General features: G+C 72.3%; 12 protein-coding genes. 5 read left to right on the top strand and 7 right to left on the bottom strand.

All coding sequences use genetic code 11. The annotated features are described in order from the left end of the window. Nucleotides 1–22 precede the first annotated feature (22 nt). Both ABD817_RS27160 and ABD817_RS27155 read right to left on the bottom strand, forming a co-directional pair. Nucleotides 23–1,246: an aminotransferase class III-fold pyridoxal phosphate-dependent enzyme gene (locus ABD817_RS27160; RefSeq protein WP_344920996.1), complete on the bottom strand. Its 1,224-nt coding sequence runs from the start codon at nt 1,244–1,246 to the stop codon at nt 23–25. A gap of 178 nt (nt 1,247–1,424) precedes the next feature. Then, complete coding sequence (locus ABD817_RS27155; RefSeq protein ID WP_344920995.1) at nt 1,425–2,348, bottom strand: carbohydrate kinase family protein; 924 nt, start codon at nt 2,346–2,348, stop codon at nt 1,425–1,427. Between the two features lie 82 nt (nt 2,349–2,430). Here ABD817_RS27155 and ABD817_RS27150 point away from each other — a divergent pair, with 82 nt between their 5' ends. Beyond that, a complete protein-coding gene (locus ABD817_RS27150) occupies nt 2,431–3,030 on the top strand; it encodes a TetR/AcrR family transcriptional regulator (RefSeq protein ID WP_344920994.1) in 600 nt (199 codons plus the stop codon). A gap of 264 nt (nt 3,031–3,294) precedes the next feature. Here ABD817_RS27150 and ABD817_RS27145 read toward each other — a convergent pair whose 3' ends face one another. Next, nucleotides 3,295–4,083 (bottom strand): serine/threonine-protein kinase, encoded by a 789-nt coding sequence (locus ABD817_RS27145; RefSeq protein WP_344920992.1) that lies wholly within the window; start codon nt 4,081–4,083, stop codon nt 3,295–3,297. A gap of 120 nt (nt 4,084–4,203) precedes the next feature. Between ABD817_RS27145 and ABD817_RS27140 the strand changes: the two genes are divergently transcribed. Continuing rightward, nucleotides 4,204–6,291 carry a cation:proton antiporter gene (locus tag ABD817_RS27140; RefSeq protein ID WP_344920991.1) on the top strand — a complete coding sequence of 696 codons (2,088 nt, stop codon included), beginning with the start codon at nt 4,204–4,206 and terminating at the stop codon, nt 6,289–6,291. Between the two features lie 87 nt (nt 6,292–6,378). Here the strand turns inward: ABD817_RS27140 and ABD817_RS27135 are convergent, their stop codons facing one another. The 4 genes from ABD817_RS27135 to ABD817_RS27120 all read right to left on the bottom strand — a co-directional run bounded on the left by ABD817_RS27135 (nt 6,379) and on the right by ABD817_RS27120 (nt 11,079). Beyond that, nucleotides 6,379–7,851 carry an FHA domain-containing protein gene (locus ABD817_RS27135; protein ID WP_344920990.1) on the bottom strand — a complete coding sequence of 491 codons (1,473 nt, stop codon included), beginning with the start codon at nt 7,849–7,851 and terminating at the stop codon, nt 6,379–6,381. After that, nucleotides 7,848–8,282, bottom strand: coding sequence for a hypothetical protein (locus tag ABD817_RS27130; protein WP_344920989.1), 435 nt, complete (start codon nt 8,280–8,282; stop codon nt 7,848–7,850). Before ABD817_RS27130 ends, ABD817_RS27135 begins: the two co-directional genes overlap by 4 nt. A gap of 13 nt (nt 8,283–8,295) precedes the next feature. Then, nucleotides 8,296–9,831 carry a hypothetical protein gene (locus ABD817_RS27125; protein ID WP_344920988.1) on the bottom strand — a complete coding sequence of 512 codons (1,536 nt, stop codon included), beginning with the start codon at nt 9,829–9,831 and terminating at the stop codon, nt 8,296–8,298. 159 nt (nt 9,832–9,990) lie between these two features. Further along, the gene (locus ABD817_RS27120) at nt 9,991–11,079 is read right to left on the bottom strand and encodes a site-2 protease family protein (protein ID WP_344921181.1); all 1,089 of its coding nucleotides are present in this window, start codon (nt 11,077–11,079) and stop codon (nt 9,991–9,993) included. Nucleotides 11,080–11,245: 166 nt separating this feature from the next. Here ABD817_RS27120 and ABD817_RS27115 point away from each other — a divergent pair, with 166 nt between their 5' ends. The 3 genes from ABD817_RS27115 to ABD817_RS27105 all read left to right on the top strand — a co-directional run bounded on the left by ABD817_RS27115 (nt 11,246) and on the right by ABD817_RS27105 (nt 14,356). Beyond that, a complete protein-coding gene (locus ABD817_RS27115; protein ID WP_344920987.1) occupies nt 11,246–12,124 on the top strand; it encodes a RecB family exonuclease in 879 nt (292 codons plus the stop codon). Between the two features lie 268 nt (nt 12,125–12,392). Then, a complete protein-coding gene (locus ABD817_RS27110; protein ID WP_344920986.1) occupies nt 12,393–13,673 on the top strand; it encodes a sensor histidine kinase in 1,281 nt (426 codons plus the stop codon). Beyond that, nucleotides 13,673–14,356 carry a response regulator gene (locus tag ABD817_RS27105; protein WP_344920985.1) on the top strand — a complete coding sequence of 228 codons (684 nt, stop codon included), beginning with the start codon at nt 13,673–13,675 and terminating at the stop codon, nt 14,354–14,356. Before ABD817_RS27110 ends, ABD817_RS27105 begins: the two co-directional genes overlap by 1 nt. Nucleotides 14,357–14,378: the final 22 nt, after the last annotated feature.

The raw sequence follows: 14,378 nt of genomic DNA, 5'->3' as shown, positions 1-14,378 counted from the left end.
TCCCCGAAGGCCCGGCCGGGTCTCAGTCGGCGCCGAAGCGGGCCCTGAGCCTGGCGTAGGCGGCGTCGGTGCCCTGGAGTGCCCGGTCGATGTCGGCGTCGGTGTGAGCCGCCGACAGGAACCAGTTGTGCCACGGGTGGAGGTAGACCCCCTCCTCCAGGCAGGCCGCGGCCCAGAACATGCCCTTCTCCAGCGTCGCGTCGCCCTCGAAGGAGAGCCACGGGATCTGCGCCGGGCCCGTCTGGTTGACCGTGAAGCCGTGGGAGGCGGCCTGGGCGGCGAGTCCCTCGCGCAGGCGGGTGCCCGCGCGCTCCATCAGGGCGATGCCGTCGATGGCGCGCAGCGTCTCGATCGTGGCCTTGGCCGCGGCCATCGGGGCAGCGTTGAACCAGAAGGAGCCGGTGGAGTAGAGCGTCTGGGCGGGCCCGCGCAGGGAGTCCACGCCGGTGACGGCGGCGATCGGGTGGCCGTTCGCCATCGCCTTGCTGAAGGCGTACAGGTCGGGGCGTACGCCCAGGGGCTCCCAGGAGCCGCCCAGGTCGATCCGCCAGCCCCCGCGCACGTCGTCGATCACCAGCGCGGCGCCGATCCGGTCGGCCAGGGCCCGCACCCCCCGGGCGAACTCCGCGGCGGCGAGCTCCTGGTCCTCGAACGAGTCGTGCTTGAACGGCGTCACGATGATCGCGGCGACGTCGCCCTCCACCCGGGCCGCGGCGGCCTCGACGCTGGCGAGGTCGTTGTAGGTGAACTCGACCAGGTCCGCGCGCTCGCTGGGGGTGGTCCCCGCCGGGCTGGGCGTGCACCATGGGTCGGCCCCGTGGTAGGCGCCGTGCGCCATGAGGACCTTGGTCCTGCCGGTGGCGGCGCGGGCGACCATCAGCGCCTGGGTGGTGGCGTCGGTGCCGTTCTTGGAGAACATCACCCAGTCGGCCTGCGGGACGATCTCCACCAGCAGCTCGGCGAGCTCCACGTAGACGGGACCCGGGCCGTTGAGGCAGTCGCCCTCGGCGAGCTGGGCCGCGACGGCGCCCTCGACGGCGGGGTGGCGGTGGCCGAGCACGACGGGCCCCCAGGAGCACATGAGATCGACGTACTCGCGCCCGTCGGCGTCACGCTGGCGGCAGCCCTCTCCCCCGACGAAGAACTGCGGGTAGGCGGGGCCGTGCAGGGCCGCGTTGAGGTGGCCGTACATGCCGCCGGGGACGACCTTGGCGGCCCGCTCCCTGAGTTCGGCGTCGATGGACATGCGTCGTCCTTTCATGTCTGGGTTCACGTCCGGATGGTTCGAGCGGTTAACGGCCGCTCCCGCCACCCGTACGACCCCGGGAGCGGGGCCGGGAGGACCGGGTCGGAGCGGGAGGGGCGGGAGCGGGGCCGGGGAGGTCGAGGGCGGGGCCAGGGACGGGGACGGAGACGGGGAGAGGTCACTTCTCGTCGCGGAGTTCCCCGGCCCCGTCCAGGCCCGCGTCCGAGCCGAGGCCCCCGGCGACGCGGGCGGCCAGCGCGGTGCCGAGCCGCGCGGCGCCGGCCACGTCGCGGCCGTCGACCAGACCGGCGATGAACCCGGCGCAGTAGGCGTCTCCGCAGCCGGTGGTGTCGACCACCGGGACGTCGAGCGCGGGAACGCGGGTGAGGCCCTCCGCGTCGGCGATCAGGCTCCCGTCCGCGCCGAGCGTGACCAGGACGGCCGAGGCCCCCTGCGCCAGCAGGGCGCTCGCGGCCTCCTCCACGTCGCCCACCTCGCCCGCGCCGCTCATCAGCAGCGCCTGCTCCTCGTTGGGCAGGAGGTAGTCGACGTGCGGGAGGAAGCTGCGGACCCCCCGCATGAGGTCCGGCAGGTTGGACAGCAGGTCCATGGTGACGATCGTGCCCCCCGCCCGCGCCTCGTCCAGCAGCGCGAAGAACGCGGGGTCGTACAGGCCCCAGGTGACGTCCATGCCGCCCAGGTGCACGACCCGCGCGCCGAGGACGGTCTCGGGGGCGACGTCGGCGGTTGACAGGCCCAGGTTGGCGCCGGGGACGTGGAAGGACGGGCGCCCGCCGTCGGGACGGATCGGCAGGATCGAGGCGGCGGTCTGCTCCCCCCGCCTGCGGACGATCCCGGCCACGTCGACCCCGCGCCGCTCCATCATCATGACGAGCAGGTCTCCGAGCTCGTCGTCCCCGATCGCCCCCACCGAGGCCACCGGGACGCCGAGCGCGGCCAGATCGACGGCGGTCGCGGCGGCGGCGCCCGCGGCGGTGACGCGGATCTGCTCCAGCAGGTGGGTGTCCTGCCCGTCGGGGATCGACTCCACCGGTCTGGCGAGCACGTCCACGATGTGCACACCGAGGGTGACGACGGTCATATCGAGTCCTCCTCATGTCTTCAGCGGATAATAGACGGGCGACCGACTAAAATGTCAACGAACCCGTTCGGGAAGGAGTGAGGTGCCGAAGATCGTCAATCACAGCGAGCGCCGCGAGGAGGTCGTCGAGGCCGCGCGCCGCGTCATCCTGCGCGAGGGCATCGAGGCCGCCACGACCCGGGCCATCGCCCGGGAGGCCGGTTACTCCAACGGTGTGCTGACCCACTACTTCGCCGACAAGGACGACATCATGCTGTCGGCGCTGCGTTCCTCGCACCGGCGCATCGTGGAGCGCCTGCGCGGCAAGCTGGCCGGTCTCACCGGGCTGGCCGCGCTGCGCGAACTCCTCCTCGACAACCTTCCGCTGGACGACGAGCGCGCCCGGGAGAGCGTGCTGGAGATGGGCTTCTGGAGCCGCAGCATGACCAGCCCGGCGATGCTGGAGGCGCAGCGCGCCGAGGCCGAGGAGCTGCGCTACCTGGTACGCAGCCTGCTCGGCGCGGCGGCCACCGGCGGGGAGATCGCCACCTCCGACGACCTCGACGACGTCACCGAGCGGCTGCTCGCCCTCGTCGACGGGCTGAGCGCGCACCACCTGCTCTATCCGGACAGGCTCGGCACCGCGCGCCTGGAAAGGATGCTCGACGCCGAACTGGACCGCCTCCGCCCCACCGTCGCGTAGGCCCGGAGGACCTCAGGCAACCTGGCCGGTCCTTGGGTGAGGCACCCCGGCGGCCGGGCACCCCACACCGGCGAGGCTCTCAGCCCGGCGTCGGCAGGACGTCTCGAACCGGCGAGGCTGCTCAAAGCAGCAGGATGTCTCAGACCGGCGGGGCTCCTCAAACCAACAGGGCGTCTCAGACCAGCGGGACTTCTCAAGCCGGCAGAACGTCTCAGACCGACGAGGCTCCTCAAACCAACAGGGCGTCTCGAACCGGCGGAGCTCTCAGGCCAGCAGGGCGTAGAGCCGGTCGGCCACCCCCCTGGCGGTGGGCCGCTTGGCCACGTCGCCGAGGCAGGCCTGGACCAGGTCCGACAGCTCGGGCTCCAGCCCCGCGTCGATCGACGGCGTCGTGCTGTTCAGCTTGCGCAGGGTGAGCAGCGGGTCGTGGGTGGGCAACTCCCCGTAGAGGCCGTTGCCGCTCACCGCCCAGTGCAGCGTCGCCCCCAGCGACCACACGTCCCCCGCGGGGGTGGGAGTCTCCCCCTGCAGCAGCGCCGGGTCGGTGAACTCCACCGAGCCGATGTCGCCCATCCCGGTCACCGTCGCGCCCGGCATCAGCACCTGCGACAGGCCCAGGTCCGAGAGCTTGCCGCCGTCGTCGGTGAGCAGCACGTTGCCGGGACGGATGTCGCGGTGGACGATGCCCTCCTCGTGCAGCGCCTGCGCCGCGTGGGAGACGCAGGCGATCGAGCGCAGCACCCGCTCACGCGAGGGACGCTCCGCGGGACGCGCCAGCGAGCCGCCCGGCAGGTACTCCATCGAGTAGTAGAACACCCCGCCCTGCTGTCCGGCGTCGTAGAGCCGCACCAGGTACGGGGAGCGCACCGCGGCGAACGCCTTCAGCTCCCTCGTGGCGCGGCGGAACGCGTCGTTCCCGGTGCCGCCCACCACCTTCACCGCGACCAGGTCCGCCTCGACGGGCAACCGCTCGGGCTTCTTCGCCACGTAGAACTCGCCGTGGTTGCCCGCCCCCAGTGACCGGACGAACTCGTAATCGGCGATGCCTTCCACCAGCGGTCTCCCTCCATGTCCGCGCAACGTTCGCGGCGACATTTCCCACACGGTAACGTCGCCCTCGACATTCTCGGGGCTTTTCTTTGCATACGGAAAGCGTGTTCGCAAGTGCTGCACATGGATCTGCTCCTCCTCGACCTTGTCATCGTCCTCGCGGCGGCGCGGCTGTTCGGAGCCCTCGCCAGACGACTCGGCCAGCCACCGGTCATCGGCGAGATCGTGGCGGGCATCCTGCTGGGCCCCACGCTGCTGGGCCCCCTGATCGGCGACCAGCTGTTCGGCCCCGAGATGCGGCCCCCGCTGCAGGCCCTGGCCAACGTGGGCCTGGTGCTGTTCATGTTCGTCGTCGGCCTGGAGCTGGACCAGAAGCTGGTCAGGGGCAAGGGCCGGATCGCGGTGACCGTGGCACTCGGCTCGACGGTGGTGCCGTTCGTCCTGGGGTGCGTGCTCGCGCTGGCCATCGCGGGCGAGCACGTGGGCGGCGGCAGGACGCTGCCGTTCGTGCTGTTCATGGGCGCGGCGATGGCCGCCACCGCGTTCCCGGTGCTGGCCAGGATCCTCACCGACCGGGGGATGCAGCGCATCACGCTGGGCGGCCTCGCCCTGGCCTCGGCGGCCGTCATCGACGTGCTCGCCTGGACCGTTCTGGCGGTGGTGGTGGGCATCGCCGGGGCGGGAGAGGCCGAGGGGCAGTGGAAGGTCCTGCTCGCCCTGCCGTACGCGCTGGTGATGTTCCTGGTGGTCAAGCCACTGCTGGCCCGTCTGGTGCCCGCGTACGAGAAGGCCGGGCGGCTGACGCCCGGACTGCTCTCGCTGGTGCTCATCGGCCTGATCGGATCGGCCTGGGCCACCGAGTGGATGCACGTCCACTTCATCTTCGGGGCGTTCGTGTTCGGCGCGGTGATGCCCCGCGAGGGAGCGGAGCGGCTCAACCACGAGATCCTGGAGCGGCTGGAGCAGCTCGCCGTGCTGCTGCTGTTGCCGATGTTCTTCGTGGTGGCCGGCCTCAACGTCAACCTGCGCGAGCTCGACCTGTCCAGCCTCGGCACGCTCGCCGCGATCCTCGCCGTCGCGATCGGCGGCAAACTGCTCGGCTCCTACGCCGCCGCCCGGACGCAGCGGCTGCCCGGACGGCAGTCCTGGACGCTGGCCGCCCTGCTCAACACGCGAGGGCTCACCGAGATCGTCATCCTCACCGTCGGCCTGCAGAAGGGTGTGCTCGACGACGAGCTGTACTCGCTGATGGTGGTCATGGCCCTCGTCACGACCGCGATGACCGGCCCGCTGGTGCGCAGGCTCTACCCGGACCGGCGGGTGGCCCGCGACATCGCCGACGCCGAGCGCGCGGCCCTCGGGGTGACCGCCGCCCACCGGGTGCTGGTGATCGTGCCGGAGCCTCCCGCCGAGCAGGCCCCGCTGGTCGGCCTGGCCACCACCCTCGCCCTGTCGGCGCACCCGGCGTCCCAATCGTCCTCGGCGCACCCGGCGTCCTCGTCCGAGGTGGTCCTGGGCCACCTGCTCCCCTATCCGGCGGGCCGTCTGGAGGTCGGCAGCGGCCTCTCCTCGGAGCTGGCCGAGCTGGCCGAGACCCTCCACGAGCTGGAGACGCTGGCCGCCACGGTCCGCGAGCGCGGCTCGGAAAGCAGGGTGGTGAGCCGGTTCAGCGCGGACGTGGCGGGCGAGCTGCCCGGACTCGCCTCCGGTGCCCGACCGGACCTGCTGGTGCTGCCCGCCGGTGTCCCCGGCTACGCCGATGTGCGCGACGGCGCCACCTGCCGCGTGGTGACCGTGGCCATGCCCGTGCCACCGCCCGTACCCGGGTCCGCGTCCGTACCCGAGACGCCGTCCGTGTCATCGTCCGTGTTCGGGCAGGCCGGGCCCGGCTCCGAGCCGGGACCGGTGGCGGTGCACCACGGCTCGGGAGGCGACGCGGCCGCCCACGTGGCGCTCACCCTCGCGACGCTGTGGAATCGCCCCCTGGTCGTCACCGGCGGGAGCCGGGCCTCGGCACTGGCCCGGCGGCTGGCCGGGCTCGGGGTGGAGGCCACCTCGGGCCCGGTCCCCGGGGGCGCGCTGGTCGTGGCCGCCGACACCGCGAACGCCCCCGAAGGCGCCCACCTGCTGGTCCGCGCCGAGCAGGACCCCGACCCGGTCGACTGGACCGAGGCCGTCTCCGCCCTGCGCGCCCCGCTCCCGCACTCCTGACCGTCCACCCGCGCCTTCCGGCCGGTCCCGAACGCACGCCGGGCGGCACGGCCGTGGCCGTGCCGCCCGGAAGGCGAGAGGCGCCCCTCAGCGGTTGCGGTGCGATTCGTAGCGCATGGTGCGCGATACGCCGATCCGCACGGTGGTGCCGGGCAGGATCGCGACCGGCTCGTTCGGCGGGATGTCGTAGAAGTTGGGGTCGTTGGGCGGCTGGATCTGGGTCCCGTTGACCGATCCCAGGTCGACCAGGTTGACGTCCCAGCCGTCCAGCGCCACCCGCAGGTGGCGGCGGGAGACCGAGCCGTCGGGGCTGGTGACCTTGGCCGGGCGCACCGAGCCGTCGGCCACCTCGGGAGCCCGCTCGGGGTCACGGCCCACCAGGTAGTCGGTGTCGAGCCGCAACGTCAGGCCGTCGTCCAGGAGCAGCACCCCCAGCGGCGGGCGCGGCCCCTTGTACGGGACGAGGGTGCGCTGGACCAGCGCGATGCCGCAGACCGCGCAGTAGGGAACGCGGGGGTCGTTGAAGTGGTCGTTCTTACAGTCGACCCCGTAGACCAGCGGTCGCGCCTCGGGCTCGGCCGCGGGCCCCGCCGGGGGCTGTTCGCCTCCCGGCTGCGAGCCCCCGGGCGTCAGCAGCTCGTACTCGAACGGCTGGTCGCGCACGTCGATGGGGTCTCCGCCCATCCCGCTCGCCATGGCGGTGTCGATGTCCTCGTGGTGGACGACCGCGGGATCGGGCCCGGTGGAGGGACTCGCGGCATGGGCGCCCGAGTGACCGGGAGAGGAGAGCGGGCCCTGCGGGGACGGCTCGGAGTGCCACCCCTGCGGCTGCGGCTCGCGCCGCGGCTCCACCGGCGGGTAGGGCTCGGCCGAGCCCATCGGGTAGGGCGCGGGCGGTGCGGGCTCCGGGGGTGCCGACCAGGCGGGGGGTTCCGGCCGCTCGGGCGGCGCGGGCATCGGGGTGGGGGCGGGGACCGCGGGCTCCATCCGGGGCGCGGCCTGCTGGACGCCCTGCTGGGCGTGCTGCTGGGCGTGCTGTCCCTGGGGCGCGGCGGACTCCGCCCGCGGCACGGCCCGAGGGGCGGCGCCCGCCTCGGTCGGGTCGCACGAGACCCCGCCCGCGACGATCACCCCGGCGTCCAGCCGGGACAGCGGGTGCGCGGCCCCCGCGTCGGGCAGGCGCAGCTCCACCCGGGTCACCGGGCCGGGAACCAACCGGTCGGACCAGGTGAGCGCGTCACGCCCGGCGAGCTGGATCTCCCCGTTCGCACCGGTCACCGACGCGAACGCCGGGCCGCTGACCAGGACGGCCACTCCCCCGCCGACGGGACCGGCGACGGCGCACGCCACCGCCTCGCCCATCATGACGGCGAGGACCTGGGCAACCCGGCGGGCCAGCGCCCGGCCGTCGCCGCCGGAGGCCGCGGTCTCCCGCAGCGCCCCCAGCAGGTCCTCGACGACGGCCTCGGCCGCGTCGCACACCAGCAGCAGGCCGCCCTCGTGGGCCACCAGCCCGTTGCCCGGAAGCGGACGCACCACCCCGAAGCCCTGGTCGGTCACAGAACTCTCCCTCCCCGGAAACGCCACCGGATGAACGGCACCCTCATGGGACCGTTCGTCACCAACCAGATGCTTACCCAGACGATGGTGAAATGCGTCCAGAAGGCGGCAGGCGGGACCGGATCGATGAAATCAACTGCACCGGACCGTAGCAAAAAGTACAGCACGAGGCCTTCGGGCACGAGCGTCAGCAGACCGAAGAGGGTCGGCCAGTCCTTCTCCCATCTGAACTGCATCAGGAAGTGGTATATCAGCTCCCAGACGACCCCCAGCACGGCGACCGCCGCGATGACCAGGAGGCCGTTGACGTAGCGGCCGGAGAGCGGCCCTGAACCGGGGAGCAGCGGCACGATCAGCAGGGTGATGACCACGCCGACGGTGGCGAGCAAGAGGAGGCGCGTCTGAATACGGCCCAGCAGGGTCGGAACCACGGGGAACCACTCCTTACACCGACGAGTTGCGGGCCCACTTGAACCACTGCGAGGTCGACCGCAGCGGTCCCATCTTCTTGACGAATCCACGCCTCGCCAGGTCGTCCGCGATCTCCTGGGCCGCGATCTGCAGGCCGAGGAAGGTGTCGACGCCGGGGAAGTAGCCGCCGAGCGTGGCCGATCCCGAGGCGTAGAGGGCGCCGTCGCCGCTGGCCGTCCCCTTCACCTCGAAGTGGCGCTCCACCTCCAGCCTGCCCACCGGGTTGCGGAACGCCCCGCCGTGCTGGAGCAGGTCCGCGAAGATCCGGTGCTCGGCGATGTCGGCCTCAAGGCCGGTGCAGTCGATGATGTAGTCGGACACCGGCTCCCTGACGATGCCGTCGCCGCTGCGCACGTAGCTGACGAGCCGCCCGTCGCGGCTCTGCTCCACGCGGTCGACGGTGCCCTGCACGGGGTGGTAGTAGCCGCCGCTGCGGCCCGCCCGCATCTGCTCCTGCCAGCGCCGCCTGAAGGGGGTGTTGGTGCCGCCCATCTCCTTGTACTTCTTCGCCCGGTCGGCACCCTCCAGCTTGCGCATCTGCGCCTTGAGCTGGCCGCCCCACACCGACTTGGGGTAGTTGAAGCCCTGGTAGGCCCAGCCGTTCCCGCCCTTGCGGCGCGACCAGACGTGCGGGCCGTGGGAGCCGCTGACGAACGTGCGGAAGATGTGGACGATCTGGGTCTGCAGGTTGTACTTCTCCCGGTCGTCGAACAGCCGCTGGAGCACCCGGGAGGCGACGATGCCGCCGCCGCGGATGACCACGGTGCCCGGCCGGGTCTTCAGGAACTCGTAGACCTGCTCGTGTGGCTCGTAGGCGTTGACGACGTGCTGGTAGTCGCCGTGCTTGGTGCGGAACTCCTGCAGGTCGGGCAGGAACTTCAGGCCCGGGTAGCCGATCGCGACGTGCACGAAGCGCGAGCGGAAGATGATGCGCTTGGTCGGCGCCGCGCCGTCGGGCGGGGTGACCACGGTGAAGTAGCCGCCGCCCGTCCTGCGGCGGACCATCCGCACCTGGCCCTTGACCAGCATGTCCCAGTAGTTGATGCGCTTGGCCTCGCGTTCGAGGTTCTCGAAGACGGTGCCGGCGCGCGGGGTCCAGTAGTCGTTCAGGATCGGCTCGGTGAGGATCTGCCACAGGTAGGACGGCTTCTTCTCCTTCCACGCCTCTTCCAGGGCGTAGGAGGGGAATCCCCACAGGTTGTCCGGGCGGGAGGAGGAGTCGGAGCGGATCCGCTCTCCCCGGGGGATCTGCGAGCACCTGGTGAGGAACTCGTAGGTCTGCCACGGATGGTCGATGTTGGACACCACCCGCATCTGCGAGGTGGGGACGCCGTAGATCCTCAGGTAGTCGAGCGTCACGAAGGATCCCATGCCGCCACCGATCGTGAGGAACGGGATGTCGTACATGGGAATGCCCGCGGCCGCGACCATCTGATCGGTCCATTCGGGGGCGCCGAGGAGATCCGGCGTCAGATCGCCGGCCGGAGCCGGTGTTCGGGGGGGTGCCAATTGACGTCCCTTAAGCTACATGGCCAGCCCGTTCGCTGGCCAAAACCCTAGTCCTGGTAAGAGCCGAAGACGAGTGGGACGAACAGACACGTTCCGCTCCTGCCGCCACCGTCCTCGGCGAGTATCCAGTGAGACGCCTGTAAACCACCTGTGGTTCGCTTAAACCCCGCTGAACACGCGGTTCACGTCCGAGGTCGCGAGCACGCCGAAGATCTCGCCACCGCGCTCCACCAGGAGATACTCCCCGGCGGGGGATTCGCGCATGGCGTCGATCAGCGGCTCCCCCTCCAGGTCGGCGGCGAGCACCAGCGACGGCTCCAGGCTGCGCGCCAGCGAGCCCGCCGTCACCCAGGGGCGGCGGCTCTCCGGGGTGGCCTCCACCGCGACCTCGTTGACGATGCCGGTGGGGTGGCCGTCGTGGTCGACCACCACCATCGCCCCCGCCTGGGCCTCCGAGGCCCGGCGCAGGGCCTCGGCGAGCGGCACGTCGCCGGTCACCGCGATGGCCCGCCTGGCCAGGGCGCGGGCGTTGACGCCGGGGATGCGGGCCCGTACGCGGGCGCCGCGCAGCGCCTGGGTGGCGCCGAACCAGATGAAGGCGGCGAGCAGCACCGACCAGATGATCATCAGGTCCGGGGACTGCCCGGTCACCAGTGCCAGCCCGACGGGGACCGCCACCAGGGCGACGGCCAGCACCCGGCCCGCCCAGGCCGCCGCGATCGTGCCGGAGACGGGCTTGCGGGTGACCTTCCAGACGCCCGCCCGCAGCATGCGCCCGCCGTCGAGGGGCAGTCCCGGCAGCAGGTTGAAGACTCCGACGATCAGGTTGGCCCCCCAGAGCTGGAAGACCAGGACACCGAGGATCGTGCCCGGATCGATGAACTGGGAGGCGGCGAAGCCGATCCCGGCCAGCCCGAGCGAGAGCAGCGGACCGGCGAAGGCCACCATGAACTCCCTGCCAGGGGTCTGCGGCTCGCGCTCGATCTCCGAGACGCCGCCGAGCAGGTAGAGCGTGATGCGCCGCACCGGCAGGCCGTACATCCTGGCCACCACGCAGTGCGCCAGCTCGTGCAGGAGCACCGAGACGTACAGCAGCACCGCGAAGACGAACGCGACGACGTACGTGAGCGGGACGCTCAGGTCGGGCAGCCAGGAGGCCACCACGCCCTGGAAGGAGTAGGTGATGAAGGCCGCCACGATGAACCAGGTCGGCGAGACGTAGACCGGGATGCCGAACGGCCGGCCCATCCGCAGCCCCGGATTGTCCTGGCGTGGGCTGTCGCTGCTCACCGCTGGCTCACCATTCCTCGTCCCATCCACCCTCAGGCCTCGATGGTACGCGCCAGCGGCCCGTGGCAGACGCCACGAGCCGCCTCGGGCACAAACTGTCGTCACCGTGACCTACAGTGCGGTCATGTCGCTGACCGAGCCCACGATCGTCGGAGCCCTGTCGCCGTCGCGCGCGGGTGACTTCATGACGTGCCCGCTGCTCTACCGCTTCCGGGTGGTCGACCGGCTTCCCGAGCCGCCGTCGCCCGCCGCGGTGCGCGGCACGATGGTCCACTCGGTGCTGGAGCGGCTGTACGACCTGCCCGCCCCCGAGCGCACGGTCTCCGCGGCCCAGGACCTGCTGGAGCCGCAGTGGCGCAGGCTCCAGCAGGAGGAGCCCTCGTACGCCGGTATGTTCACCGGCGACGACGACCGCGCCGAGTGGCTGGCCCAGGCCCGCGCCATGCTGGAGCGTTACTTCACCCTTGAGGACCCCACCTGCCTGGAGCCCGCCGAGCGGGAGCTCTACGTGGAGGCGGTGCTCGGCAGCGGCCTGATGTTGCGGGGCTACATCGACCGGCTGGACGTGGCGCCCACCGGCGAGGTCCGCGTCGTCGACTACAAGACCGGCAGCGCCCCCGGTCCCGCCTTCGAGGCCAAGGCGCTGTTCCAGATGAAGTTCTACGCGCTGGTCCTGTGGCGGTTGCGCGGCTCGGTGCCCCGCATGCTCCAGCTGATGTATCTCGGGGGCGGCGGCGAGGTCCTGCGCTACACCCCCGACGAGGCCGACCTGCTGGCCACCGAGCGCAAGGTCCAGGCCCTGTGGCAGGCCATCGAGCGCGCGCTGGAGACGGGCGAGTGGCGCTCCAGGCCCAGCAGGCTGTGCGGCTGGTGCAGCTACAAGGACCTGTGCCCGGAGTTCGGCGGCACTCCCCCGCCCGTCCCCGAGCGGCAGCCCGGCGACACCGTCCGCAGCAACCGGCGGCCCGCCAGGGTCACGAGGGCGGCCACCGACGAGCTGTAGCGGCCGTGGAGGGAGCCGGGTCCGCGCGGTGAGGCCGCGCGACGCTCCTCGGCCCGGTTCCCCACCGCGTCCGACACTCCCCGGCCCGGTCCCGGGTGCGGCCTCGCGACGCTCCCCGGCGCCGTTCCGGGTGCGGCCTCGCGGCGCTTCTCGGCGCCGTTCCGGGTATGGCCTCGCGGTGTTTCGCGGGGCGGATCCTTCGTGGGGATGAGGGGGATATCCACCTCTGGCAGGGTGGCGCCGGTGGCAGGGCGCCTAAATTGATTGTGTGCGCAACACCATCGGCAGCCTGCGGACGTGGTTCCTCGGGCACCCGCTGATTCCCGACGTGATCTTCGGTGGAGCGCTGGCCGCCGCCTCGGTCCCCTTCGCCCACGTGGCCCACGTCTTCGGCGACCCCGCCCGCCTGAGGACGCCCGACGCGATGGGACTCGGCCTGATCGTGGCGGGCTGCCTGTCGGTGGCGCTGCGCCGCCACCGGCCGTTCCTGGTGCTCTTCCTGGCCTGTCTGGCCGAGGTCACGCTGGCCGCGACGGGGCGCAACCCCTCCCTGCTCTGGCTCGTCACCCTGGTGCTGGTCTACACGATCGCCGCCCGGCGCGGTCTGGCGCTCAGCCTGTGCGCCCCGGCGCTCGCCCTCACCGGGCACGTCCTGTCGTCGGCGGCGGGCGGCGGGCTCGGCGGGTGGAGCGGCCACCTGCTGATGACCGTGTTCACCGCCTCCCTGTGGATCGCCGGCCGGAGCGTGCGGCTGCGCCGGGCCTACCAGGCGGAGCTGCGCGACCGGGCGCGGCGCGTGGAACGCGCCCGGGAGGCCGACACCCGGGCGGCCAGGGCCGAGGAGCGCTCCCGCATCGCCCGCGAGCTGCACGACGTGGTCGCCCACCACGTGAGCGTGATGACCGTCCAGGCCGCCGCGGCGCGCCGGGTGCTGGCCAGCAACCCCGACGGGGCGAGGGAGGCCCTGTCGGCGATCGAGGAACTCGGCCGGACCGCGATGTCGGAGATGCGCGGCATGGTGGGCGTGCTCAGGACCGACGGGACACCCGCCGAACGCAACCCGCAGCCGGGGGTGCGTGAGATCCCGGCCCTGGTCGACCAGATGCGCGAGGCGGGGCTGCGGACGCAGCTGTCGATCGAGGACGGGCGCGGAACGGCGGCGATCTCCGGACCGGCGGAGGCGGGAGCGGCGGGGACGGCGGGGACGGCGGGGACGGCGGGGACGGCGGGGACGGCGGGGACGCTGCCCGCCGGTGTCGACCTGGCCGCGTACCGGCTGGTCCAGGAGGCGCTGACCAACAGCCTGCGGCACGCGGGGCCGCAGGCGCGGGCCTGGGTGACGGTGCGGCACGAACCGGGCGGGCTCGCCGTCCAGGTCGAGGACGACGGCCTCGGCCCGAAGGCGCGCGACGCGGACGAGGAGGTGACCGGGCACGGATTGGCGGGGATTCGCGAGCGTGTCGCCCTCTATGGTGGACTTCTGAGGATCGGCCCGCGTCCCGGGGGCGGATTCGAGGTCAATGCCCGGTTCCCCCTCAAGGACACATGATGACGATCAGAGTGCTGCTGGTGGACGACCAGCCACTGCTGCGCACCGGCTTCCGCCTGATCCTGGAGGCCGAGTCCGATCTCACCGTGGTCGGTGAGGCGGGAGACGGCAAGACGGCGCAGGACCAGTCGCGGGCGCTGCTGCCCGACGTGGTGCTGATGGACATCCGGATGCCGGGGGTGGACGGCATCGAGGCGACCCGCAGAATCGTGCGGGAGGCCACCGTGGGCGCGCACGTGCCGAGGGTGCTGGTGCTGACGACCTTCGACCTCGACGAGTACATCGTGGAGGCGCTGCGCGCCGGGGCCAGCGGGTTCCTGCTGAAGGACGTCCCGCCCGAGGAGCTGGTGCAGGCCATCCGGGTGGTGGCCGCGGGCGACGCCATCGTCGCGCCGAGCGTCACCCGGCGGCTGCTGGACAAGTTCGGCGCGCACCTGCCCTCGGTGCACCAGCAGTCGACCCCCGCGCGCCTGGACCGGCTGACCGAGCGCGAGCTGGAGGTGCTCCGGCTGATCGCCAAGGGCATGTCCAACGCGGAGATCGCCGCCGAGCTGGTGGTGAGCGAGACGACGGTCAAGACCCACGTCGGCAACGTGCTCACCAAGCTGGGCCTGCGCGACCGCGTCCAGGCCGTCGTCCTCGCGTACGAGACCGGCCTGATCACGCCGGGCGCGCTTCCCTGACCTTCCCCGCCCGTACGAGACC

It is taken from the genome of Streptosporangium oxazolinicum, assembly GCF_039537505.1.
In the GTDB taxonomy this organism is placed as follows: Bacteria; Actinomycetota; Actinomycetes; order Streptosporangiales; family Streptosporangiaceae; genus Streptosporangium; species Streptosporangium oxazolinicum.
The sequence above is the reverse complement of the archived record's forward strand: the minus strand, read 5'-3'. Positions and strand labels throughout refer to the sequence as shown.